Origin of the sequence: Dysgonomonas sp. HDW5A (assembly GCF_011299555.1) — a bacterium.
GTDB lineage: Bacteria > Bacteroidota > Bacteroidia > Bacteroidales > Dysgonomonadaceae > Dysgonomonas_A.
In genome coordinates this window covers 937,902-964,473 of the sequence record NZ_CP049857.1, presented here as the reverse complement: position 1 = coordinate 964,473, position 26,572 = coordinate 937,902, and the positions used below count along the sequence as shown (strand labels likewise).

General features: G+C 37.5%; 20 protein-coding genes. 11 read left to right on the top strand and 9 right to left on the bottom strand.

The features are described from left to right. Positions 1-47: 47 nt before the first annotated feature. Complete coding sequence (locus G7050_RS04005) at positions 48-1,157, bottom strand: glycosyltransferase (RefSeq protein WP_166111528.1); 1,110 nt, start codon at positions 1,155-1,157, stop codon at positions 48-50. Between the two features lie 271 nt (positions 1,158-1,428). Between G7050_RS04005 and G7050_RS04000 the strand changes: the two genes are divergently transcribed. Further along, positions 1,429-2,430 (top strand): Stealth CR1 domain-containing protein, encoded by a 1,002-nt coding sequence (locus G7050_RS04000; RefSeq protein WP_166111525.1) that lies wholly within the window; start codon positions 1,429-1,431, stop codon positions 2,428-2,430. Positions 2,431-2,440: 10 nt separating this feature from the next. Here the strand turns inward: G7050_RS04000 and lpxB are convergent, their stop codons facing one another. Both lpxB and surE read right to left on the bottom strand, forming a co-directional pair. Continuing rightward, positions 2,441-3,583 (bottom strand): lipid-A-disaccharide synthase, encoded by a 1,143-nt coding sequence (lpxB, locus tag G7050_RS03995; RefSeq protein ID WP_166111522.1) that lies wholly within the window; start codon positions 3,581-3,583, stop codon positions 2,441-2,443. Positions 3,584-3,622: 39 nt separating this feature from the next. Continuing rightward, a complete protein-coding gene (gene surE / locus G7050_RS03990; RefSeq protein WP_166111518.1) occupies positions 3,623-4,405 on the bottom strand; it encodes a 5'/3'-nucleotidase SurE in 783 nt (260 codons plus the stop codon). Positions 4,406-4,593: 188 nt separating this feature from the next. On the opposite strand from surE, the gene G7050_RS03985 reads away from it, so the two are divergent. From G7050_RS03985 to G7050_RS03975, 3 genes are all read left to right on the top strand, one after another. After that, positions 4,594-6,240 (top strand): alkaline phosphatase, encoded by a 1,647-nt coding sequence (locus G7050_RS03985; protein ID WP_166111515.1) that lies wholly within the window; start codon positions 4,594-4,596, stop codon positions 6,238-6,240. Positions 6,241-6,310: 70 nt separating this feature from the next. Beyond that, a protein-coding gene (prfB, locus tag G7050_RS03980) for a peptide chain release factor 2 (RefSeq protein ID WP_166111512.1) occupies positions 6,311-7,424 on the top strand; the annotation gives its coding sequence in 2 pieces (ribosomal slippage) (positions 6,311-6,373 and positions 6,375-7,424; 1,113 coding nt in all). A gap of 199 nt (positions 7,425-7,623) precedes the next feature. Then, on the top strand, positions 7,624-8,454 hold the full coding sequence (locus G7050_RS03975; RefSeq protein WP_166111508.1) for a hypothetical protein: 831 nt from the start codon (positions 7,624-7,626) through the stop codon (positions 8,452-8,454). A 55-nt stretch (positions 8,455-8,509) separates the two neighbouring features. On the opposite strand, the gene hemW is transcribed toward G7050_RS03975, so the two are convergent. Next, complete coding sequence (gene hemW / locus G7050_RS03970; protein ID WP_166111505.1) at positions 8,510-9,640, bottom strand: radical SAM family heme chaperone HemW; 1,131 nt, start codon at positions 9,638-9,640, stop codon at positions 8,510-8,512. After that, positions 9,641-11,455, bottom strand: coding sequence for a long-chain fatty acid--CoA ligase (locus G7050_RS03965; RefSeq protein WP_166111503.1), 1,815 nt, complete (start codon positions 11,453-11,455; stop codon positions 9,641-9,643). Positions 11,456-11,785: 330 nt separating this feature from the next. Between G7050_RS03965 and G7050_RS03960 the strand changes: the two genes are divergently transcribed. From G7050_RS03960 to G7050_RS03950, 3 genes are all read left to right on the top strand, one after another. Then, positions 11,786-13,279 carry a polysaccharide biosynthesis C-terminal domain-containing protein gene (locus tag G7050_RS03960; protein ID WP_166117631.1) on the top strand — a complete coding sequence of 498 codons (1,494 nt, stop codon included), beginning with the start codon at positions 11,786-11,788 and terminating at the stop codon, positions 13,277-13,279. A 312-nt stretch (positions 13,280-13,591) separates the two neighbouring features. Further along, the gene (locus G7050_RS03955) at positions 13,592-15,715 is read left to right on the top strand and encodes a S46 family peptidase (RefSeq protein ID WP_166111500.1); all 2,124 of its coding nucleotides are present in this window, start codon (positions 13,592-13,594) and stop codon (positions 15,713-15,715) included. A gap of 219 nt (positions 15,716-15,934) precedes the next feature. Beyond that, a complete protein-coding gene (locus G7050_RS03950; RefSeq protein ID WP_185154945.1) occupies positions 15,935-17,812 on the top strand; it encodes a carbohydrate-binding domain-containing protein in 1,878 nt (625 codons plus the stop codon). A 174-nt stretch (positions 17,813-17,986) separates the two neighbouring features. Here the strand turns inward: G7050_RS03950 and G7050_RS03945 are convergent, their stop codons facing one another. From G7050_RS03945 to G7050_RS03930, 4 genes are all read right to left on the bottom strand, one after another. After that, positions 17,987-18,817 carry a metal ABC transporter permease gene (locus G7050_RS03945; protein WP_166111497.1) on the bottom strand — a complete coding sequence of 277 codons (831 nt, stop codon included), beginning with the start codon at positions 18,815-18,817 and terminating at the stop codon, positions 17,987-17,989. Positions 18,818-18,875: 58 nt separating this feature from the next. After that, positions 18,876-20,102 carry a 3-phosphoshikimate 1-carboxyvinyltransferase gene (gene aroA / locus G7050_RS03940; protein ID WP_166111494.1) on the bottom strand — a complete coding sequence of 409 codons (1,227 nt, stop codon included), beginning with the start codon at positions 20,100-20,102 and terminating at the stop codon, positions 18,876-18,878. A gap of 113 nt (positions 20,103-20,215) precedes the next feature. Beyond that, positions 20,216-21,241, bottom strand: coding sequence for a GNAT family N-acetyltransferase (locus tag G7050_RS03935; RefSeq protein ID WP_166111490.1), 1,026 nt, complete (start codon positions 21,239-21,241; stop codon positions 20,216-20,218). 86 nt (positions 21,242-21,327) lie between these two features. Beyond that, positions 21,328-22,176, bottom strand: a complete 849-nt coding sequence (locus G7050_RS03930) for a 1-acyl-sn-glycerol-3-phosphate acyltransferase (RefSeq protein WP_166111487.1) — start codon at positions 22,174-22,176, stop codon at positions 21,328-21,330. Positions 22,177-22,516: 340 nt separating this feature from the next. Here G7050_RS03930 and G7050_RS03925 point away from each other — a divergent pair, with 340 nt between their 5' ends. The 4 genes from G7050_RS03925 to G7050_RS03910 all read left to right on the top strand — a co-directional run bounded on the left by G7050_RS03925 (position 22,517) and on the right by G7050_RS03910 (position 26,568). Continuing rightward, positions 22,517-22,966, top strand: a complete 450-nt coding sequence (locus G7050_RS03925; protein ID WP_166111485.1) for a division/cell wall cluster transcriptional repressor MraZ — start codon at positions 22,517-22,519, stop codon at positions 22,964-22,966. A gap of 1 nt (position 22,967) precedes the next feature. Continuing rightward, positions 22,968-23,903, top strand: a complete 936-nt coding sequence (gene rsmH, locus G7050_RS03920) for a 16S rRNA (cytosine(1402)-N(4))-methyltransferase RsmH (protein WP_166117629.1) — start codon at positions 22,968-22,970, stop codon at positions 23,901-23,903. A 91-nt stretch (positions 23,904-23,994) separates the two neighbouring features. Next, positions 23,995-24,333 carry an FtsL-like putative cell division protein gene (locus G7050_RS03915; RefSeq protein ID WP_166111482.1) on the top strand — a complete coding sequence of 113 codons (339 nt, stop codon included), beginning with the start codon at positions 23,995-23,997 and terminating at the stop codon, positions 24,331-24,333. 27 nt (positions 24,334-24,360) lie between these two features. Continuing rightward, positions 24,361-26,568 carry a penicillin-binding protein gene (locus G7050_RS03910; RefSeq protein ID WP_166111480.1) on the top strand — a complete coding sequence of 736 codons (2,208 nt, stop codon included), beginning with the start codon at positions 24,361-24,363 and terminating at the stop codon, positions 26,566-26,568. Positions 26,569-26,572: the final 4 nt, after the last annotated feature.

Below are 26,572 nucleotides of genomic sequence, written 5' to 3'. Positions count from 1 at the left end.
AATGTCACAAAGGTAAAGAAATAAGGTTTAATTTTGTCTTTTTTATCTTAAAAGAGTTTTTCTTTTGACCATATATCTAAATATTGCTGTGCTACCTTTATATAATCATGATGTTTTTCGATAAACAGTCGACTGTTACTCGATAAATCGGCAATTTTCGATTTGTTTAGAATCAGATTTTCGAGTTTCTCAAAAACATCTTTTTCATCAGGAAGCACATTTATAATGGGGTGATTATCTTTTTCATTTAAGAGGTTGTACATCTCCGGTTCGCCTCCCCCAACTACAACTAAACCCTGAGCCATTGCCGTGAGGGCATTCATCCCGGGGGTATATGAGTATAACTGATCTAATAATATGTCCGAGTGGTCTCTCATCGTTATGTATTCATGATAAGGTACCGATTCAGCTTTGTTGACAACGCATTCATTCGGATATTTAGAGTGTATTTCTTTTAAACAATTGTACAAAATGTCAGCTCCTTTGATCTCGTTTCTGAGTTTTTGTATTCCAATGAAAAAAGCGACTTTAGAAGTGTCTTTGCTTCTTTGCTTGAAGGTTATTTCAGATGTGTTGATAGGGGCGGGTATGTAAGTGAGTTTCTCCCTAAACTCAGGTTGATAAGCAACAAAATATTCATATAAGCAGGCAATGATACCATCCGAATTTTCGGCTATCTCACGGTTTACTTTTACTTTATCTTTATCAGACCAAATTTTGATTAATTCTTTGGCAGGGTCTAGATATTCTGTTCTGTTTGGAATGTCAAACTCGGAGTAGCGAAAAGTTTTTTTATCTAAACAAGCTTTCAGCCAATAAGCATCGTTGCCGAATGCTCCCATAAATACTTTTCCGTTATGCTTTTTGAGATAATTAAATGCAGCGAGATTTTTATTTGCTTTGAGATCCAGAAAAAAAGGATTTATAATTTGTACAATATCGAATCCTTTAAACTGTCTGAAATTTTTACTGAGAAGATAAATGTATTTAACTGTATCAATTAAATTATTGCTGTTGCGGGTAATATCAATGTCTCGCTGATAGTTTTTGTAACGGTCTCCATTAGAAGCCACCACAACCGAATGTCCCAAAGCTTGTAATCCTTGAGCTAAAGTCCAGTGAACATTGCTGTATTCTCCTAATAAAAGAATTTTCATTCAAAATAGCATTGAGGTCTCAGACCTTTTTATTCTTATGGTAAGTGTAATGCCAATAAGTTGTTATAATTTTTAAATATAGCAATTAATATTTGGCATTGCTTGATATGTAAACAAAGGTATAAACTTTTATAAAATTATTCTGTTTATATTTATAGCAGAATAATGCTCGCAGACCTTTTGTTGCTATAGAAAATGCAATAACATTATAGGTTATAAATAAGGGGTGTAATAATAAAATATGCTTATTAAGATAGTTTACAAAAAATAAATGAATACATCAGGTATCGATATTGTATTGCCTTGGGTGGATGGACAGGATAAAGTGTGGCAGCAAAGCTTTCGGCAATATGCCAGTCAATCACTTATAGGAGATACTCATGCAATTCGTTTTAGGGATTGGGATTTGCTACGTTACTGGTTCAGAGGGATAGAGAAGTTTATGCCATGGGTCAATAAAATTCACTTTGTAACATCGGGGCATATCCCTGAATGGCTCAATCTCGACCATCCCCAATTGAATTGGGTGAAGCACGAAGACTTTATTCCCGGCGAATACCTGCCTACATTCAGTGCAAACACCATAGAGTTGAATCTGCATCGTATAGAAGCACTGTCAGAGCATTTCATCTATTTCAATGACGATTTGTATGTTTTGAATCCTCTGAAACCGTCGCGCTTCTTCAAGAAAGGCTTGCCTTGCGATTATGGTGTGATGACTGCCAAGCCTTCTAGCGGAGGTATTATTCATATGGCTATCAATGACCTGGATGTGCTTGATTCATATTTTGATAAACATCAGCAGATTAGGAAGTATTGGCAGAAGTGGTTTTCTCCTAATTATGGCTTGAAGCTGTTAAGCAATATATTGCTATACCCTTGGCGTGATTTTTCGGGTTTTGTCGATCCTCATTTGCCTAATGCGTTTTTGAAATCTACTTATGATGATGTTTGGTCGCAGGCAACCTCTAAATTGCATCTTACCTGTCGTTCGAAATTCAGATCTAATTCGGATGTAAATCAATGGTTGATCCGTTACTGGCAGTTGGCTGCGGGAAAATTTCACCCATATAATACCGTAAAAGATACTACCTGTGTGGATCTGACAGACCATTCGCTACTTCATATATGTGACCAGATTGTACGTCAGGAGTACGATATCATGTGTTTAAATGATAGTGTAGAGATTTTGGACTTCAAAAGAGCCAAGAATACTCTTCGCCGAAGCTTTAAGGAGGTATTTCCTCAAAAATCTGCTTTTGAGAAGTATTAATGGTAAGAACTTATTGGTGAGTGTGTAGTTTTTTCACAATAATATTTGCCGCTTTTTTAGAAGCTCCTGCCTCTCCTAGTATATTGATAATACGGTCGTATCCCTCCAGCATATTATTTCTATATGCTTTGTCATTTAGAAGTCTGTCTACTTCATCTTCGATGTTTTCCTTCGAGAAGTATTTGGCAAATAATTCTTTTACCACTTCTTTATTTGCAATCAGATTTACAAGAGAGATGTAAGGTGTATGTAAAATGTTTTTGAATGCCCAGTGTGCAAGGTGAGGTACAGGCATTCTGTAACAAACTACCTGTGGAACTCTGAATAAAGAGGTTTCGAGAGTTGCCGTACCCGATGTCACGAGTGCTGCATTCGAATAGGACAGTAAACGATAGGTCTGATCAAAAATAATTTTACAATTACTGCCGGCTATATAAGTATTATAATAATCAGGATCCATACCCGGTGCTCCTGCTATAACGGCTTGATAATCGGGAAACTTTTTGACTACTTCCAGCATGGTAGGAAGATTGTCTTTTATTTCCTGCTTGCGGCTTCCTGCTAATAGGGCAATGAAAGGTTTTTTCGCTAAATTATTTTCCTGTATAAACTTCTCACGAGAGTCGTCTTTACTTCTCTCTTTAAAATCGGCTATTGCATCTACGGTAGGATTGCCTACGTAATCTACTTTGTAATTGTGTTTCTTAAAGAAATCAACCTCAAAAGGTAATATGCAGAGCATTTCGTCTACATATTTCTTGAAAGATTTTACCCTGTATTCTTTCCAAGCCCATACTTTGGGTGAAATGTAATAGTAAACAGGGATATTGGTTTTGGTTTTAACAAACTTCGCAATTTTAAGATTAAATCCCGGATAGTCTATTAATATAACTACATCGGGTTGATAATCTACAATGGCTTGTTGACACATTTTCATATTGCGGAGAATAGTCCTCAAGTTGAGCAAAACAGGAATGAAACCCATAAAAGCCATCTCCCTGTAATGTTTAATAAGCTTGCCTCCTTGAGCCTGCATGAGGTCTCCTCCCAAAAAGCAAAATTCTGCCTCAGGATCTGTGACCTTTAATGCCGCCATAAGATTAGAAGCATGCAAATCGCCCGAAGCTTCTCCCGCAACAAGAAAATATTTCATATAGTTATATTATGTTGTATGATAAAAGTATTCGGAATCTTAGATTAGGTTCTCCAAACCTTTCATTTGCTCTACTAACTCATGAGCGGTTAAATCAACCTTCGTAGGAACGATGGAAGCATAGCCATTTGCTAAAGCCCATTCGTCGGTAGAAGTATCATTAGGCTCATCATTCTCAAAATATCCTGTTAACCAATATATTTCGTTATCAGCACCGTCTGCCGATTTTTTGAATTCTTTGACAAACTGACCGGGAGCTTGTTTGCAAACTTTGATTCCTTTCAATTCTTTTGTTGAATGAGGTATGTTTACATTTAAGCAAACGCCTTTAGGCAATCCGGTTTTCAATACGCTTTCACTCAGAGTGCGGGTTATCTTGTTGGTGTGAGAAAAATCAGCATCATAATGGTGGTCTAATAGCGAAAACCCGATAGATGGTACTTTGTAAAGGCATCCTTCGATAGCAGCTCCCATTGTTCCCGAATATATAACACAGATCGAAGCATTGGAGCCGTGATTGATTCCCGAAACTACAAGATCGGGTTTTCTGTCCAATATTTCACTTATACCCAACTTTACACAGTCTACAGGTGTTCCGGTACAAGCATAAATAGTAATGTCATTTTCTATGTCTTTTTTTGCTAAATAGTACCTTATGGGTTGTATCGATGTAATAGCACTTGACATTCCCGAACGAGGTCCATCGGGTGCTACAACTACTATTTCTCCGAGTCCGATTAATGATTGTGTTAACGCTTTTATACCTTTGGCTTTATAGCCGTCGTCATTAGTGATGAGTATTAATGGTTTCTTTCCAGACATATCTTATAATTTCTATATTTTTACATTGAATTACAAAGATACAGAAATATTTCAGTAGAGATATAAGTGATTAATAAAAGACTTAGTTACTATTTTTCGAGTGGAATATTGATCTGAAATCTGTACTTTTGTGTAATTGATCTAAGGTTTGAGACCTTAAATACAGTATTTTGCTAAATATTATTTTTATGAAAAAAACGATTTGTTCCTTACTTCTGATTCTTTCGTGCGGCTTGGTTTGGTCTCAGCAATATCACAGACCGGTAAAACCTGTAAAAAATGTCATTGTAATGATTCCCGATGGAACTTCTATCGGTGTAGTTTCTGCTGCCCGATGGTATCAGATATACAATAAATTAGGTGGTGAGAACTTAAATATCGACCCTTATATTTGCGGGACGGTAAAAACATTTTCATCTAATGCTCCTATCGGAGATTCTGCTCCGACTACTTCTGCATACATGACGGGGATGCCTCAGCGTACGGGCAATGTAGCGATTTATCCTGTAGCCGACCCTGAAAATGATTTGGTGAAGGTTGATCCTGCAATGGCTTATCAACCTCTGGTTACTATTCTGGAAGCAGCGAAGATTCAAAAAAACAAAGCTGTAGGAATGGTCGTCACTGTAGAGTTTCCTCATGCTACACCAGCTGATTGCTCGTCACATTATTATGCACGTGGTAAATACGAATATATTGCTCCTCAAATTGCGTACAATAATCTCGATGTGATGTTTGGAGGAGGTAATTCTATATTGACTGATGATATCAAAGACCATTTTAAAAAGAATAATACAACATTGATTCAGAATGATATAAATGCTTTCCGATCATTTGATGGAGATAATAAGGTTTGGGCATTGTTCCAAGACCGCGAACTGCCTTATGATTTAGATAGAGACCCTTCTGTGATTCCTTCACTGGAAGAGATGACTAAGAAAGCAATAGATCATTTATCCGAAAACGATAACGGGTTCTTTCTTATGGTAGAGGGTAGTAAAGTCGATTGGGTGGCACACGGGAATGATGCAGTTGGTTGCATTACCGAATACCTGGCTTTTGACAGAGCGGTAGGTGCAGCTATTGAGTTTGCCAAGAAAGATGGTGAAACTGCGGTTATTATACTTCCCGATCATGGAAATAGCGGATTTACTATCGGCCGCAGAGATTTGAAGAGTTACGATAAGGCTACTATAGATCAACTTTTCGGAAGTGTATCGAAATACAAGCGAACAGGAGAGGGGTTGGAGAGAATCCTTTTACAAGAAAAACCCGAAAATTTTAAAGCGGTATTTAAAAAGTATACTGATATAGATCTTACCGAAGATGAATTGGCAAGTTTATTGAGTTCTAAGAACTACAAAGAAGCCGATTATATGAAAAAAGCTGACAGCCCCAATATGGGACATGCTATTGTTGATATTATGAATAGTCGTACTTATTTTGGTTTTACAACCGGGGGACATACCGGTGAGGAGGTTTTCTTAGCGGCTTACCATCCTCAGGGAGATGTGCCTTTGGGGATGAATACCAATGTTCAAATCAATAATTATCTGTCAGATGTTTTAGGACTCGATGAGAGTCTGCCTGAAATGACGAAAGAAGTTTTTGCCAAACATCAGGATGTTTTTGCAGGACTTAAATATACAATTGATAAATCTACAGATTTTGCTCAATTAACAGTGAAAAAGGGTAAGAATACATTGGTTGTTCCTGCGTTTAAATCGGTTGCATATCTTAATGGTAAAGAAATCGATTTGGGTTCGGTAACTGTTTATATCGATAAAAATGATACATTTTATCTACCTGCAAACTTGATAGAACAATTGAATTAAGATTTTAGGATTAATTGGTTATCTTTGCCAACTGAAAAATTTAAGAATAATAACTAAACAATCATAGCATATGATTACTGTAGACCAACTCAAAGAAGTGTTGGAGCGCGAGCAAGCGTTGAGGGGGTACCTTTGACGTCGATGCAAAAATAATCCAATTAGAAGAAGAAGAAATACGAACTCAGGATCCCGACTTTTGGTCTGATAATAAAGCTGCCGAAGAGCAGATGAAAATAATCAGAGGTTTGAAAGGATGGCTTTCGGGTTATAATAAAGTAAAGGCTGCGGTTGAAGAATTGCAGTTGGCTTTCGATTTCAATAAAGAAGGAATCACCTCCGAAGAAGAAGTAGACGAAGTTTATAGCCAGACAATAGAAGTATTGGAGGAGATGGAACTTAAAAACATGCTTCGTCGGGAAGAAGATAAGCTCGGTGCTGTACTAAAAGTGAATAGTGGTGCAGGAGGTACCGAAGGTCAGGATTGGGCTTCGATGCTTTTCCGTATGTATCAACGCTGGTGCGAATCAAAAGGCTACAAGGTAACTATCACCAACTTTCAGGAAGGTGATGAGGCAGGAATCAAAACTGCAACGATTCAGGTTGAAGGTGATTTTGCTTATGGATATCTTAAGTCTGAGAACGGTGTACATCGTTTAGTACGTGTATCTCCTTACAATGCACAGGGTAAACGTATGACTTCTTTTGCTTCGGTCTTTGTTGTGCCTTTGGTTGACGATACAATTGAGATTGATGTTAACTTGGGAAGCATTACATGGGATACCTTCCGTTCGAGTGGAGCAGGAGGTCAGAATGTAAATAAGGTAGAAACGGGAGTTCGTCTACACTATAAATACAAAGATGAGGAAACTGGAGAAGAAAAGGAAATTGTAATTGAAAATACGGAAAGTCGTTCTCAGTTCGGAAATAAAGACAATGCGATACGCCTATTGAAATCGCAACTTTATGATATGGAGTTAGAGAGGCGAAGCCGTATGCAATCGCAAGTAGAAGCCGGAAAGAAGAAGATAGAGTGGGGATCACAAATCCGCAGTTATGTTTTTGACGACCGTCGTGTAAAAGATCACAGAACGAATTACCAGACATCGAATGTAAATGCTGTTATGGATGGCGATATTGATGGTTTCATCAAAGCCTTCTTAATGGAATTTGGTGCCGAAGTGTAACATTGTAATAATATATAAGAAAAAGGTTATTCATATTATTATGGATGACCTTTTTCTTGTGAAATTGTAATGTTTTATGTGGATATTAAGTAAAGAATAAAATTTATGGGTGTATTTTATAGTTATAACAATCTATATCTGTAATACTTGCCAAAGCAATAAAAAGGTCTGCGACCTTAAACTAACAACACTAAAAAAAATGAATAAACTAATCTTATTAACATTAATTTTATTTGTAAGTATTTTCGTAAATGCTCAAGATTTACCTGAAATAGTTCATCTCAAGAATGGAAACTTTATTCGTGGTAGGATTACCAAAATAGTACCAAATGATTTTTTAATAATAAAATCAGGGGATGGTAAGTTATACACTTATCTTATGAGTGAAGTTGTGAGTATTGAAGAGAATCCGGCGTATAAAAAGGTAACCCCCCCAGCTGTGTCGAATAATGTTGTTGAGGAGTCGGAGAGTTCTAATACATATAGAAAACCTTTAAGAGTTACTTCCGAACCGGATTATGATTATTATCCTACGAATCATAATCAATATGCATTAGATAAAGGCTTTCGTGCTTTTTTTGATTTAGGTTTTTCATTAAATACACGAGAGTTTATAAATGTAGAATCATCACAGCTGAATAGAATAGAGATGTCTTTTTCTGTAGGTAACCAGTTTAATGATCTCTTTTATTTGGGAGCAGGTGCGGGATACAATTACTTTTATGAGTCGTTAGGAGGGTCTTACCCTGTGTTCATACATCCAAGATTCAATTTTAATAATAATGAACAGATGGGTTATTTGATTGATTTTAAGATTGGATATGCTCTTGGAGAAGAAAGCTTAAGAGGTGTTTATACATTTTCGGGTTTTGGTTTACGATTTGCTCAACGTTCTGGAGGAGGTGTTAATTTGATTTTAGGGTTTACAAATTATTATGTAGATGGGTTTATTTTTAAAAATGATTACAGTTGGGAGAAGTCAAAAGTTAATCTAGGCGCTATAACGTTCAAAATTGGTTTTGATTTTTGATACAAAAAGATATCTATAAAAAAGCACCTTAGCTGATATCAGCTAAGGTGCTTTTTTATTCGACATACATGAGGTCACTCATTATACTGTCAGAAATAAATATTCCTTGTGGTGTTATCTTATAATGATTGTCAGAGAGAATTACATTGCCTGATTGTAAATGCTTTTTAAGATTGTCTTCACAATAATCGAGCATTTCTTGTCCGAATTTTTCTTTTAAAACAGAAAGATCAATACCCCACATGGTGCGCATGCCTGTCAAAATAAAATCGTTGTAACGAGATTGAGTATCGAGAATTTCTTCTTCAATATCAGGCTTGCCAGCCTTTATTCCTTCAATGAATTTGGGTATGGAGGCTATGTTCCAGCATCTGTTTATCTGATTGTAAGAATGTGCCGAAGGACCTAATCCCAGATATTTTTTGTCGAGCCAGTACGAGCTGTTGTGACGTGAAACCAGTCCGTCTTTGGCGAAGTTTGATATTTCGTAATGAATAAAACCGGCCTCTTTCAGTTTTTCGATTAATAGAGAAAACATATCAAGGCTTAATTCCTCATCAGCCGATCTTACGTCTCCTTTTTGCAGTAATCGATACAATTTAGTTCCCGTTTCATATATAAGGTGATAAGACGATATATGCTGTATATTCAGTTCTATTGCTTGGTTAAGCGTATCTCTCCATATATCCATTGTCAGCTCGGGCAGACCATACATAAGGTCTATGCTTATATTCTTAAAGCCACCTTCCTGAGCCAGTTTTACAGCCTCCACTGCTCTTTGGGCAGAATGCCGTCTGTTTAGAAACTTTAGTTGCGCATCATCAAAACTTTGTACACCCATGCTTAATCGGTTGAACCCCGATGTTAAGAGCTGACCTATATAGGTTGCATTCAGATCGTCGGGATTAGCCTCAAGAGTTATCTCGGCTTGTGGGCTTATCTCAAAGGTATTTTGAAGCGTACGAAGTATTAACTGTAAATCTTCTATTGCTAATTGCGAAGGTGTTCCTCCTCCAAAGTAGATAGTTTCGATAGTTTCTCCACCCAAGTAATCGGCACGAAGAACAGATTCTTTACATATCGATGATACGTACGGATTCTTTTGCTTCATGTCGGTTCTTGTAAAAAAGTCGCAGTATATGCATCTTGTTTTACAGAAGGGAACATGTATATATATACCTGCCATTTATTGCTCGGCGTACATTTTCTCGATCAGGTCTTTGTATCTTTCTACAACAACCTTTCTCTTTATTTTCAATGTATTGGTAAGTTCTCCCGATTCCATAGTGAATGGTTCCGGTAAAAGAGTAAAACGTTTTACTTTTTCATAAGGAGCTAAATCAGCCTGACGCATTTCTATACGTCCTGATATCATAGAGTTAACATCCTTGTTTTGGAGTAAATCTTCCGTCTTATTGTAGGGTATCTGATTCTCTTCAGCCCATTTGATGATGGCATCATAGTTAGGGACGATCAATGCACTTACAAATTTCACTTCATCGCCAATAACGGCAATCATATCTATAAACTTATCATTTGCAATGATAGTCTCTATAGCTTGCGGAGCAATGTATTTCCCGTTAGAGGTTTTGAATAAGTCTTTAATTCTCTCGGTAAGTACAATCACATTACCATCTAATAGCTTGCCGGAATCTCCTGTTCTGAAGAAGCCGTCTTCGGTAAATACTTTAGCCGTCTCTTCGGGTTTCTTGTAGTACTCTTTCATTATAGTGCGACCCTTGACTAATATCTCGTCATTTGATGGGTCTATTCTTACTTCCAAGCCGGGCATTACCGAGCCTACCGAATGAATTTTAAAGTGTACGGGAGGGTAAAAGCTTACTGTAGCTGTAGTTTCGGTAAGACCGTATCCTATTATGATTGGAATATTTACCGATTTTAGGAATATATTTATTTCGTCGGATAATGGAGAGCCTGCACATGGGAATAATATTCCTTTTTCTATACCGATTACCATTTTCAATACACGGAATATGGTATTATTATAAAAGTGGAATTTCAGGGCATTGCCAATCGGAGGCTTTATGTCGTTATTTTTATAATCGAGATTATATTTCTTTCCGGTCTTAATAGCATCAGTATATAGCCACTTCATTAAGCCTTTAGAGCTTTCTATCTTTTCGAAAACTCCCTGATATACTTTTTCCCAGAATCGAGGTACACTACACATAACTGTAGGTTTTACCTGCTTGATGGATTTTTGTATTTCCTTGGCATCGGTATTGATAGCTATTGTCATACCTTTATGTATGGCATAGTATGTCCATGCTTTTTCGAAGATATGTGCCAAAGGAAGGAAGTTCATAGATACATCTTTGTTCGATAGCTGAGGCAACCTCTCGTCGTGGATTCTGAAAACCTCAAGGAACGACGAATGTAGCAGGACAACACCCTTAGGTTCACCTGTAGTTCCGGAGGTGTAAATAATACAGGCAATGTCCGTTTCGCGGATTGTTTTCATTCTGATTGTAACTTTCACTTCGGCATCGGAGTTTTCACCCGTAGCTATAAAGTCGCTGAAATATACCGAAGTATGATCTTCGGGGTGAAGTTTTACATTCGGATCGAATATTACCAGCTTTTTTAAAGTTTCAGATTGCTGCTGTACTTTGTATGCATTATTATATTGAAATTGCTCACCTACAAATAAAGTATGAATTTGTGCATCATTAACAATGTACTCTACCTGATGTGGCGATGCTGTCGCATATATGGGAACCACAACGGCCCTGTTTGCAAAAGCACCAAATTCGGCGAATAAGTATTGATACATGTTTTGAGAGTAGATACCGATATTCTCCTGAGTATCTATTCCTGCCTCAGCCATAGCCCATGCCGTTTTCATGACGTATTCAGAAAAACGGGTCCAAGAAATGGTTTTCCAACGTTTTTCATTGGCATCTCTATACTTAAGAACTGTACTTGATTTGTATTTGGCTGCTCTTTTGTGCACCAATTCGGCTAAATGGTAGTAACTCATTTCGATGTTTTTTACTTCTGGTAAGGTCTTCCGGATGTCATATATAAAGTTCTCTCAGGCTTTAGTGGTATGACAGTAGAAGCTGATATTTAATACTATGTTCTCAGGCAACTTACTGTCACTGTTTTACAAGCTAATGCAATAAAAATATCTGAGATCTTACAAAGTTAGCTAATAAATCATAAATTGATGTTAATAGCTCGATTTTTATAATTGCCTACACATTAGTTGTCGTGATAACGGGAGCATGAAAAAGTCTTGTATTTCGTTAATATTAACTACAATATACATATGATTTGTATTACCTTTGCATCCGAAAAAATCAGAAATATGGCAGGAGGGATGAAAAGTCTGGCCAAGGATACCGCCATTTATGGTGTGAGTAGTATCTTGGGTAAATTCATAAATTGGTGTCTTGTACCAATTTATACACGGGTTTTGACCACCGGAGAGTTCGGCGTGATGACCAATGTGTATAGTTATACGGCTTTGTTGGCTGTTATTCTTACTTATGGTATGGAGACAGGTTTCTTCCGTTTTGTAAATAAAGGAGAGGATGACCCTATGCGGGTATATTCGACCACTTTATTGTCAATTACTGCAACCTCTATTCTGTTTGTTGGATTTTGCTTTAGCTTTTTGACTCCAATTTCCGGGTTTCTTGACTATGGGCAGCATACTGACTATATTGCAATTATGGCTGTGGTGGTCGGAATAGATGTCGTAATGACTATTCCGTTTGCTTATCTGAGGTATAAAAAACGTCCTATTCGATTTGCAACACTTCGGTTGTTGAGTATTTTTATAACCATCGCATTTACTATATTCTTTCTGATTATCTGTCCTAAAATTTATACCTCAAATCCTTCGTTAATCGACTGGTTTTACAATCCTCACTATAAAGAAGGATATGTATTTGTGGCTAATCTGATAGGTTCGGCAATAACACTTGTATTGTTACTTCCCGAGTTGACAGGCTTTAAATATGTTGTGGACACTAATTTATTAAGAAGGATGCTTAAATATTGCTTTCCTCTCTTGATACTTGGTATAGCAGGTATATTGAATCAAACGGTCGATAAGATAATATATCCTTTCTTATTTGAAGACAAGGCAGAGGCTTTCCGTCAATTGGGTATTTACGGAGCATGTTCGCGAGTAGCCATCATTATGATGATGTTTACCCAAGCATTCCGTTTTGCTTACGAACCATTTATTTTTGCGAAAAATAAGGATGCTAATAATGATAAAGCATATACTGAGGCGATGAAGTTCTTTATTATCTTCTCGTTGATTATCTTCCTCGGTGTTATGTTTTACATGGATATAATAAAACATTTTATAGGTAAAGACTTTTATGAGGGATTGGATGTGGTTTCTATCGTCATGATGGGATATATTCTGTTTGGAATTTACTTCAATCTGTCTTTCTGGTATAAGATGGTCGATAAAACCTATTTTGGAGCTATATTTTCTATTGCCGGTTGTGTAATTACCATTGTGCTGAATATTATATTTGTTCCTATTTACGGATATATGGCAAGTGCATGGGCTACCTTGATCTGTAATCTGGTGATGATGCTTCTTTCGTATTATTTCGAACGAAAATACAGACCTCTGCCTTACGACTTTAAAGCAATCGGTTTGTACTTTGGTTTGGCTATAGTTCTGTATGCGATAAGTTGTTATGTACGCTTCGACTCCGAAGCCTTACGTTTAGCCTTTAATACGGTTCTATTCGGTATATTCTTTTTTGTCCTTATCAAGCGTGACTTGCCTTTGTCCGAAATTCCGATTATAGGTAAAGTGCTAAAGAAAAAATAATGTTTTTTACTGTGGCTATTTATCTATACCATGAAGCTGTAGGCGAGTACAGTAGTTGTACAAAATAGATATAAACAGACGAAAGAATAAAACATAAAAAGAAGTGTCACTTTTGTCATTTTTGTAATGTTTTTCTGTTTTATGGTTTGATTTACAGTGGTTTGTGAAAATGACAAAAATGTACACTGCCAGGCTGTCGGATGTTAGTTTTGTAACCGGGTGGTGAGTTTATTGTCATCTATTGTCACTTTTTGATTTGGTACGTATCTCGAAATAACAAATGGGTCTCAGACCTTAATTTAAATAATGAAAATGAAGAAAATCTTTTTATTGCTAGGCGTTTTACTCTCGCTGTCCTCTGTTCAGGCAGATGAGGGTATGTGGCTGTTGAAAGAGCTAAACAGACAAAGTGCAGCTCGTATGAAAGAGCTGGGATTTACATTTCCTATTGATAGTATTTATAGTGAAAAAAATGCATCGTTAAAAGATGCAGTAGTTATATTCGGAGGTGGTTGTACAGGTGTAGCCGTATCTCAGGAAGGGTTGATTTTTACGAATCACCATTGCGGATACGATGCTATCCAAAAACACAGCTCGGTAGAACACGACTATCTGAAAGATGGATTTGTAAGCCAGTCGAAACCAGAAGAATTATATACTGAAGGCTTGACTGTATCTTTCCTTCAAAAAACCGAAGATGTTACCGATCAGGTAACTGTAGGTGTAACCGATGCTACTTCGGAAGAGGGTAGAAATCATATCATTGATTCATTATCTACTCAAATTTTGAGCCAATACAAGAATAATGAGTTCTTGAATGCACGTATAGTTCCTTTCTATACAGGGAATAAGTTTTATTTAGTGGTGTATGAGGTGTTTAAAGATGTGAGAATGGTTTTTGCTCCACCGTCGTCAATCGGTAAATTCGGAGGCGATGCCGATAACTGGCAATGGCCACGTCATACAGGCGATTTCTCGGTATTCAGAGTATATGCCAATAAAGATAACCAAGCTGCACATTACAGTGCTGATAATGTTCCTTACCAGCCTAAATACTCGGTTCCGGTTTCGTTGAAAGGATATCAGGATAAAGATTATGCAATGACTATCGGTTATCCGGGAAGTACGGAGCGTTATTTGTCTTCTTGGGGAATTACTCAAATGATGGAATCTGAAAACATTCCCCGTATTGAGGTTCGTACCGTGAAACAAGATATCTGGAGAAAAGCGATGAATGCCGATGATGCAGTGCGTATCAAGTATTCGGTGAAATTCAGCAGAAGCTCCAATTATTGGAAAAATGCAATGGGTATGAATGCTGCATTAAAGAAACTGAATGTGGTAGAAGAAAAACAAGCTTTGGAATCTCAATTGGCAGACTGGATATTAAGCACTCCTGCATCTACCGAAAAATATGCAGATGTTTTACCTAGCCTTCAATCAGCTTATACGAACTCTATGGAGTCGGTGAAAATAGGAACATATTTTGGCGAAACATTTAATAATGGAATAGAAATTATCCGTTTAGCCAATACTGTAAATAATGCTAATATTGCAGATAAAGAAGAGTTGATGGCGTTTGTAAGAGCAAAACTGACTGATACTTACAAAGACTATGTGCCCGAACTTGACAAACAGTTGATGCCTGCTTTGCTTGAACTTTACAGAGAAAGAGTACCTGTTGAATATCTGCCAAGTATTTATCAGACTATTGATAAGAAATTTAAAGGCGACTATGACAAATATGCCGAGTGGGTTTACAAAAACACGAAGTTTACAAACATAGATGATCTGGCTTCTACTATAAGTGAAGGAGGCTTAAAGGCTTTAGATAAAGATCCGGCAATGATTTTAGCAAAATCGGTAGCGGACGGTCGTCTGAAATTGGTCGATGATTTGTCGCCAATCTATCCGATAATAGATAAGAATGCTCGTAAATACATGGCTGCTTTGATGGAAATGCAACCTGATAAAGCTTTCTCTCCTGATGCCAATTTTACTCAACGTCTTAGCTACGGTTCGGTAGGCGGTTATAGTCCTGCTGATGCTATTGAGTATGATTATTACTCAACCAGTAAAGGTATTCTGGAAAAAGAAAATCCAAACGATCCTGAATTTGCAGTACAGGGTTATATATTAGATAATCTTCGTGCAGAGAAGTGGGGTCAGTATGCTGACGCTGACGGAACTATGCATGTGGGATTCCTTTCTAATAATGATATTACCGGAGGTAATTCGGGAAGTCCTGTATTTAACGGTAAAGCAGAATTGATCGGTCTAGCATTCGATGGTAATTGGGAGGCATTGAGCGGTGATATTGTTTTTGAACCACAATTGCAACGTACCATTAGTGTCGACATTCGTTATGTACTTTACACTATCGACAAGATTATGAACTGTCCACGCTTAATCGAAGAACTAAGCATTACAAGATAATCTTAGGATAATTCTTTCTATTCATAAAATAGCCTTGCAGGAATACTGTAAGGCTATTTCTTTTATCGGACAAATATCTCGATTAGTCGATTGTACGTGCGTCTTTGTAGAATATAATTGTATAAGAAAAAGAAAGGTCTTAATATTGGAATATGTTTTTTGAAGTCTTAGTGGTAATAGTATCACAAGATTTTGTATTAATAATAAAATTTATAGGATATGGGTTATAATCGGTTTTTAGTTGGTTTTATGTGTATAGTCTCCTTATGTGCAGTTTCGTGTAGCAGCGATGATGATAATACAGACGATGGAGGTAGCGAAGGTGGAGGTGTTATAGTGGGTGACGATTTTACGACTAACACCAAAGATACTACATTCTCAAATGCTGTTGTTATAGCTTACTCGTCGGATGCTGTTACAATAACAAACCCTTATGCAGATAAGGGCGTATCTATAGCAACAAATGGAGCGGACGTGGTTGTGACTTCTACACTTGTAGATACTGAGGTGAATTATGTATTATCGGGAACAACTAAAGACGGATCATTTAAGATATACAGTGACTATAAGTTTGGGGTGGGTCTGAATGGTGTCAGCATTGTAAATGGAGACGGTCCGGCTATAAATATCCAGTCAGGTAAAAAGGTGTCGATTGTATTGGTTGGAGGTACTTCAAATAGATTGGTTGATGCTGCGACTTACACGGCTAGTGGAGATGAAGATATGAAAGGGACTCTATTTAGCGAAGGTCAACTGAACTTTGATGGCAATGGTAGCCTTTTAGTTTACGGTTATAATAAGCACGGTATAGTGAGTGATGATTACATAAGAATAAACGGTGGGAATATAACTGTCAAAACAGCTGTCAAAGATGGTATTCATGCCAATGATTATGTATGTATCGATAATGGACAATTGACTATTACAACCTCAGGTGATGGTATAGAATGTGAGGAAGGGTATATTGCCGTAAATGGAGGGGCGATAGATATCAATAGTGTGGGAGACGCAATCAAAACTTCATACAGTGGTACTGATACATCTATATTACCTTATATAACGATCAGTGGCGGAACAATTGATATTACAACTACAGGTGAAGGTTCGAAAGGTTTAAAATCGAAGGGTGATATTACAATCGCTGATGGTGATGTTGAATTGGCTACTACAGGGAGTGCGTATTATGATACTGAGGATGCGGATATCTCTTCATCGGCAGGCCTAAAAGCCGATGGGAACTTCCTGATGGAGAAAGGCAATCTAGTTATCACAAGTTCGGGAGCGGGAGGAAAAGGAATTAATATCGATGGAACGCTTACGGTTAATGGTGGAACCATCTCGGTTGTAACAACAGGGGATCAGTTTAAATATGGTAGTAATGATACAGCTGCTAAAGCCATAAAGAGCGATGGTGATTTGACTGTAAATGGTGGAACAATTACAATTAAGACTTCTAAAACAGAAGCCGAAGGACTGGAGAGTAAAACCACGCTGACGATAAATGACGGAAAGATAGAAATAGAAGCGTATGACGATTGTATTAATGCATCTAAGCATATTCAGATTAATGGAGGTTCAATATATTGCTACAGTGAAACGAACGATGGGATAGACTCTAACGGAACATTGACTATAACCGGAGGAACAGTGGTGTCATCAGGATCTACTGCACCCGAAGAAGGTTTAGATTGTGATAACAATACTTTCAAAATAACAGGTGGAACTTTAATCGGAATCGGAGGGAGTACAAGTACACCAACATCAAATGTAAGTACACAACGAACTGTAATATATGGGGGTTCGAGTTCATCCAATCAGTTTATACATATTGCATCCGGTGATGGAACAGGAGTGCTGACGTTTAAGATACCTCGGGCATATAGCCAAATGACTTTGTTATTTAGTAGTCCAGGTTTGGTGTCAGGTGCAACTTATACGATTTATACAGGTGGTAGTATCTCTGGAGGAACAGACTTTCATGGATTGTTTACCGGAGCAGCTTATACGAAGGGTACATCAGCGGGAACATTTACACCAACCTCAATGGTTACTACAGTCGGTAATGTGAGTACAATCCTCGGTGGAGGACGCCCTTAATTGAAGAAAAAAGGAAGCAAAAAGTAATATAGTTTTATTGTGTTTATGTTCTTTTTTTAGTGTGAAGCAAACAAAGTTGTGTGAAGCAGGGATGTCGGACGACATCCCTGCTTTAATATAAAGCTGATGGTTAACAGCTTTTCTTTTCAATATAGTGTTTGGGCAAGTGAAGCCTTATTTTGCCGTGATAGTATCTCTTTTAAATATCAGATTGATTAATCGACAAATAAAATAGATTGCAATAAGTACAAATATAATAAAGGCTCCTGAAGGAACGTTGATGAATGCTGAAAGAATAAGCCCTGAGATACATCCTACCAATCCGAAAATGATAGAAAGAAAAATCATCTTGGTGAAATTGGCAGTATATAAATTGGCAGTCATTTGAGGCATTGTAAGTAACGACATTAATAAAACGACGCCTACTAAGCGTATAGTTAAAACAATAGATACTGCGATGAAAAACATCATAGCATATTCTATAAACTTAACAGGGAAATTACGGGTTTTAGCAAAATCAGAATCAAAAGCTACATATAGAATCTCACGGTGAAAGAAGAAAAATATGGCAGCTAATACCACTGACAATGCAGCAAAAGCATATATATCGGCTGTTGTAATGGTTAGTATATTACCAAAAAGGTATTCCGATAAGTTAGGTGCAAATCCGGCTTTCAGATAAATGCATATAATACCTATAGCCATTCCGAATGACCAGAAGGATGCAATAGCAGAATCTTCGCGTACACCTTTTCTGCCCGACAACCATTCTATGCCAAAGGCTGAGAATATCGAAAATACCATTGCCGATAAAATAGGATTGAAACCAAAATAAAAGCCAATGCCTAATCCTCCCAATGAAGCATGGGTAATACCTCCGCTGATAAAGACAAGGCGTTTTACTACTATGTAAGTTCCTATTATACCACAGGCAATGCTCGCAAATATTCCACCTATAAGTGCGTTGGTGAAAAAATCGTATCGAAACAGTTCGAAAAAATCCATTTAAGTTTGGGGTGTTTGGGTGTATAGGGTATAAAACACCTCACATAATTTGTATGATTTATTGTTCTTCTACCGAGAACCCGGCTTTACGTAAATCTTCCCAGAAGTAAGGGTAAGATTTGGTAACAACCATCGGTTCGGCTATTAATAAATTCTCAAGCTTTAGTGTTGCCGGAGCAAAAGCCATTGCCATGCGGTGATCTTCATAGGTTGCTATGATAGGAGTTGAGTCGGGTTCGCATCTTTCTCCATCCCATTCAAGAATACTGTTTTGACTATCCGTAATGACGTAACCTAGTTTTTTCATTTCAGCCTTTAGAGCCTCTATTCTATCGGTTTCCTTTATCTTAAGAGTTTGAAGTCCTGTAAAAAGGAAAGGTACAGCCATCATGCAGCATGTAACCACAAATGTTTGGGCAAGATCGGGCTCATTGATGAAATTATGGAATAGTTTTTTGGCAATCCTGTCGGTCTTAGTCAGAATAACACCTTCTTTTGTAAACTCGGTTTCAACACCCAGATCCAGAAATAAATCGGCAACCTTGGAGTCTCCCTGTCCACTCTCTTTAAATAATCCTTTTAATTCAATCCTGGCATCTGTGCTTAATGCGGCAATCGAATACCAATAAGATGCAGCAGACCAATCAGATTCAACTAGATAGGGTATCGGTCTGTATTCATTGGGGAATATTTTAATAACATTACCTTCCCAATCGCATTTTACACCAAACTGCTCCATCATACGAAGCGTTAGCTTGATATAAGGAATCGAAATAATATTTCCTTCGAGGTGCAGGGTTAAACCCTTCTCCATTGTTGGAGCAATCATTAGCAGCGCCGAAATAAATTGAGAGCTTATTCCTCCCGACAGAAAGATATCACCTCCATCCAGAGCACTTCCTTTGATTTTCAAAGGAGGAAATCCCTGGTTTTTTAAATACTCAATATGTGCACCAAGAGTATTAAGAGCTTCTACTAAAGTATTTATCGGGCGTTGTTGCATTCTTTCACTTCCGGTAATTATCCACTCTCCCGGTTTTTTGGAGAGATAGGCAGTCAGAAAGCGCATCGAAGTACCTGCTGCGCCGATGTCGAAAATATTGCCTTTAGAAGCAAATGTTTCTACCATTACTCGTGTATCATCGCAATCGGATAAATTTTCGATAGGAAAAGAACTGTTGCTAAGCGCCTTTAATATAAGAGCTCGATTACTGATGCTTTTTGAGGCAGGAAGTTTTATATCTGTATATATCGGATTCTTGGGTGCTGTAATTTTATATTTCATGCGTATTTATAAATATATTGTATTACAAAGATATGAAAAAGCCTGCTTGGGTAAGCTCGCTTAAATCAAAGTTTATAAATATTAAAGTTAAGTTAAGTTCTCGGAACTTTTTATTATTTTGAATTTGCTCTTCTGGTAGATTTAGTACGGTATGTACTCCAGTTCCAGTTAATCATCTGGCGTAGTCTTTTTAAGAAGCGCTTGGATGGTTTGTCCAGAATATATGACTCTATATGGCGTTTGCGTTTTTCTTCCAGAATTTCATCTTTGTCAATAAGTATCCCGGTTTCTTCTACATTACCAAATGTATCATTTACGGCTGTTCCAAAAACTTTCATTTGAGGAGATAAGCCCATATAAGCATTCACCAATGGAGGAATATTAATACCCAATCTTCTGACTGACGTATTCAATATTTTATAATCGGTTTTCAAGTCATCCTCGGTGAAAAGCTTTTTCAAAACTTTGCTATCTGTAGTGATGTTCAGACTTTTCTTTGGATAAACTAATTTGTCAGGATCAGGAAAGTGCTTAAACATGAAGTATAAGATCATGTCTCTGGCTTTAGCATCATATGTATCGTACATAGTTACTTTACCGAAGAAGTACCTCATCGTTGGTTCAGCTACGGATAATGCACCTAATCCGTCCCAAAGATTGTCGAGGGCAAAAATACCTTTCGAGCCTGCTCGCGTACTTTGGTATTCCAGTGAAACGAACGATCTACCCAATTCAATGGTATAAGGAAGATATTCGTTGATGAATTTAGGAGAAAAGTGAAAAAGATGTGATGTCGCTAATTCGGGCTCTCCGTTTTTATCGAATTTAATGTCGGGGCCGCAAATAAAGCGATAACCTCCCAATATCTCTTCAGCTTCAGGATTCCATACAATTAGTTGTTTGTATGGGTTGTCCATCATATCGTATTCGTCAATATCTATTTCCTTACCTGTTCCCCCACCATAATAACGGAATGCAATTTCGCGCAAACGTGCAATCTCACGCATAACATTAGGGGAGTTATGGTGAGTGATAATGTAAATTTCATTATTAGCTTTATTTGTTTTACGCAAGAATTTATCTTTTGTAAGTTCAGCTATTAAAAGTTTCTTATCGATTGCCGGAATAATACTTTCCATATTTTAAGTAACGTCAAATATTTATTTAAAAAAGAATACCGATTTATCGTTATTCTGCTAACGAAGCTTTAGAGCAATTTGCGACCTTATTTCGAATTGCTTTCCGCTAAATTATATGCTATATCTTTTACTGTTTCTGCCCACTGTTGATGAGATTTTGTCTCGTCAAAAGATTCCCATGGTATAGGACTCCCAAAGGTAACAGAAAATGTCTGATGCTTATTTTTAAACATTTCGTCGGGTAGAAAAAATGTTTCTATATTGAATTTTATACCTAATTTCTTTCTGAGATTTGCAAATCTATAAAAGAAATTTGAGTTTTTAGCGTCAAAATAAATAGGAACAACGTCACGCTTGGTTTGTATAGCTTTTTGAATGAACGATTTTTGCCATTGCAGATCATATATTCGCCCGTTTATTTTTCGGGAACACAAACCTGCCGGAAATGTAATAATTTGATCGTCCGAAGCATAAGCCTCGTTTAATTGAGCAGCTTTTTCTTTTGCTTGGGCTCCATATTTGTTGATCGGAAGAAATATTGGACGTAGATTTTTGATGAAATAAAGTACATCATTTACGAGATATTTTATCTTCTTATCAAATTTATTTCCAATGATAGATGACAGGCAAATGCCATCAAGTCCTCCCAATGGATGGTTTGATACAAATATATATCGGTTATCATTCGGGATGTTATCCAGTCCGTTGACCTCAAGTCGTAAATCGAAATACTGAACCACCGAATCCATAAAATCTACACCATATTTGTCAGCGTAAATCGTCAGGATTTCATTCAGTTCATTCAGATGAATTTTCCTTTTTATGTAGTTGAGAGCAAAAGCAGGCGTTTTGGCATAAAGCTTAGGAGCCTTATCCATAAACACCTTGTCCAAATCTATTAAATTTGGAGTATTCTTTTCTACTACTTCTCCCATTACTTACACTCTGAATTTCCTGAAACCGTAAAGATAATTTATTTTATACAAAGTCACGATTTAGTCGTCTTATTATTCTCAATTTTATATTTGAATGGTTTGTGGGGGCTATTATTTAGTCTCGATTTACTTCGTTGTAATAGCTTGATTTTAATATAAATGAGTATGTTGAAAACTTTTTACTAAAACTTTGTGTTTAAAAGTGGGGGAAAGTGGATAATTTTATACCTTTACGCACTATTATATAGAGTACAAGGAGTGTAAGTGTGGTTTTAGAGTGTGATCAAGGTGTTTTATATCCGCGAGATTAACAAATGGCTCATGCCTTAATTGAAAAAGAATGCAGTTTTTAGGTAGTATAGATGCAAAGATTGACGCAAAAATGCGTGTGTTTGTGCCTGCGAATTTCCGGAAGGTTTTGCAAGCAGAAGCTCAATCTGTATTGATATTGCGTAAAGATATTTTTCAGGACTGCCTTGTATTGTATCCGATAGAAGTTTGGGATGGTGAAGTGCAAAGGTTGCGTCAGCGATTGAGTCGTTGGGATAAATCGCAACAGCAACTTTTTCGTCAATTTGTAGTTGATGCCGAGAGATTGGAGATCGATGCAAGCGGGCGTATTCTTATCCCCAGACGTTATTTGCAGATGATTGGTGTAGTGTCCGAAATTCAGTTTCTGGGTGTAGATAATACAATAGAAATCTGGGGTAAAAATCAATTGAATGAAACTCTGGTTACTCCCGAAGATTTCGGAGTGGAGATTCAACGTATAATGAGTGGAGAAGATTGATATGGCTAAAGATAAAAAAAATGTAGTGACGGCTGATGGTTACCATGTGCCTGTTCTGTTAAAGGAGAGTGTTGATGGTATGAATATCCAGGCAAACGATATTTGTGTGGATGTAACCTTCGGTGGTGGCGGTCATTCCCGTGAGATTTTATCCCGTTTGGGAGCAGGAGGACATTTGTATGTGTTTGATCAGGATGAAGATGCAATTCAGAATATTGCAGATGATAAGAAACAAACGTTTATTCGTAGTAACTTTTGTTTCTTGAAGACATTCCTTAAGTATCATAATGTAACAAAGGTAAATTCGGTTCTAGCTGATCTGGGAGTTTCGTCTCATCATTTTGATGATAGCGAACGTGGATTCTCTTTTCGCTTCGAAGAAGGATATCTTGATATGAGAATGAATCAGAAATCGGATCTTACGGCGGCTAAAATATTGAATGAATATGCTGAAGAAGATTTGGCAAATATTCTATATCTGTATGGTGAGTTAAAGCCATCGAGGCAGATTGCAGCAGCTGTTGTTCGTCAGCGTAAAGAAAAGGCTTTCGAGAAAGTGAAGGATTTGCTGCCTATTTTAACTCCTTATACTAAAGGGGGGAAAGAAAAGAAAGTGTTGGCTCAGGCTTTTCAGGCTCTTCGTATCGAAGTAAATCAAGAGATGCAGACTTTGAAAGATATGTTGACTCAGGCATTGGAGGTTTTGGTTTCGGGGGGACGATTGTCTGTTATTACATATCATTCGCTGGAAGATCGTTTAGTTAAGAACTTCTTTAAAACCGGAAATTTTGAAGGAGAGGTGGATAAGGATTTTTATGGCAATATCAATACTCCTTTTGTATTGGTAAATAACAGGGTAATAACTCCATCTCTGGAAGAACAGGATGCGAATCCGCGGTCTCGGAGTGCAAAGTTGCGAATTGCTGAGAAAAAGTAAGATCATGCCTCTTTATTGCTTTCGCAAATATAGTAATGGTAGGTCGTTACATTTAGAAATATAGCAATGAATATTTAATATTACTTGAAGTATGCGTGTCAATATCAAAGACATAAAGAAAAATATAATGCACGTATTAGGTGGGACTATTCTCACGGAAGATTTCTTCCTGAAAAATACCCGCTTTATGCTCGTAGTGTTTATTATCATGGTGTTTTATATCAGTAATCGTTATAGTTGCATATCTAAAATGGCAGAAATAGAGTCTTTGAAAAAGGAGCTAAAGGATGTCAAATACGAATCGCTGACTATTTCGTCAGACTTGACAGGGGTCAGCCGGCAGACTCAGGTGCAAACGCTTATAGATAAAAACGGGCTCGATTTACAGACACCATCTGTGCCTGCATATAAAATAAAGAAACAAGAGTAAGATAACCATATATATTAAAGTAGAAGCATGTCAAAAGATGCGGATAACATCAAGAAGAAAAAGAGTACGATAATCAATCGATATGGATTGATCGTGATTCTGTTTCTGATTGTTTTTATTGTTATCTTCGGTTATATCATCCGTATAATGTTTGTTGAAGGCGAACAATGGCGGGCTTTAGGTATAAAAGAAACTGTAAAGAAAGATCGAGAGATTAAGCCCAATCGGGGGAATATATATGCTGACGATGGTCGCTTGTTGGCAACGAGTGAACCTCTATATGGAGTGTATATGGATTTTATGTCGGAGGGTATACGCAAAGATACCCTGATGAAGTATGTAGGTGACTTGTCTGTTGCTTTATCTAAGAAATTTCCGGATAGAACCGCAGCTCAATATAAAAATATTATCCTTAATGGCTGGGAGTTAAGTCGCAGGGAGCTTGCCGAAATAGAACGAAATAAAGAAAGCGGTTCTAAAAAGAAGATTACACTTAAAAGTCGTTATGTTCGAATTATAAAGCGGGATGTAAACTATATAGAACTGAAAGAATTACGTACTTATCCATTCCTTAATCAGAGATCCAATAAAACGGGGCTGATCGTTGAGGAAAGAACGATGCGTGAAAAACCTTTTGGAAGACTTGCCGGACGTACCGTGGGGTCTATCTATAAAGATATGGCAAAGGGTGGAGCCAGTGGTATCGAGATGAAATACGATTCGATACTTAGAGGTAAGCCGGGAGTTAAGAGCCGTCAGAAAGTACAAGGTCGTTGGATTGATATTGTTGAAGTTCCGGCCGAAGACGGGTGGGATGTGAAAACAACGCTGGATGTAGATATTCAGGATATAACCGAACGGGCATTGTATTCTAAACTGGTGGAAACAGATGCAGAGTCAGGGACGGCTATCATAATGGAAGTTGCTACGGGTGAAATCAAAGCAATCTCGAATCTCGATAGAATCTCAGAAGGCGTTTATGCAGAAGGTAACCCCAATGCATTTTCGTATATGAATGAGCCGGGATCGACTTTCAAAACACTTTCTATTATGATTGCTTTGGAAGATGGAGTGGTAACTCCGACGGATAAATTTCATGTAGGAAATGGGTTGTTTCAATATGGAAAGAGTTGGATTCGCGATCATTACTGGCAAAAAGGACAAGATAGAGGAGACCTGACAGTAGCCGAAGGTATGTATATATCGTCTAATATTGTGGTCGCAAAAACAATATTGAAAGGCTATGAGAATAACCCCGAAAAATATGTACAACGTTTGTATGATCTCGGGATTACAAAAAAAATAGAATGGGATGTGCCTTTGAGCGGAAAAGAAGGAACTGCGGTTATTCGCCATCCGAATGATAAATCGAACCCTTGGTCGAGAACTACACTTCCATGGATGTCATTTGGATATGAGACTCAAATTCCGCCTATTTATATCCTCATGTTTTATAACGGTATCGCCAATGGAGGCAAGATGATAAAACCTTTTATCACCAAAGCTTTCATTAAAGACGGAACTGTTGAGAAGGAGTTCGAAACAGAAATAATCAATCCGTCTTTATGTTCATCTAAAACATTGGAAGAAATCAAATCAATGTTGATAGGAGTTGTAAATGAGGGAACAGGTAAAGCGGTGGCATCTTCTTCGTTTCAGATTGCAGGTAAAACAGGAACGGCTCAGATAGCAAGCGGAGGTAATTACGCCAATGGGCACTTTGTTTCGTTTTGCGGATATTTTCCGGCTGAAAAACCATTATATACATGCTTTGTCGGTATCAGACGACCCAGAGGTATTCCTTCGGGAGGGCTTATGCCGGGTGGAGTATTTAAAAGAATAGCAGAAGAAGTGTATGCCCGAAATGTTTTCGTATCTCCTGATCAATGTAAGCCCGACTCAGTACTCGCACTTATGCCTTACGTGAAGAATGGATCATTGAAAGATATGCAAACAGTTTTTACACAATTAAATATACCATTTACGCTTCCTGTAGGAGATGCAGAGTGGGTAATGGCTAGTACATTGCAGAATAAGATAGAGTTAAGTAAAAATGTAGTTCAAAACGGATTAGTACCCGATGTACGTGGAATGGGAGCCAAAGACGCGTTGTTTTTATTGGAAAAAGCAGGTCTTCGTGTCTCTTTGCAAGGGTATGGTTCGGTAACCTCTCAGTCTATTCCGGCAGGAAGCAGGGTGATTAAAGGTTCACAAGTTACATTAAGTCTGAAATAAAGGA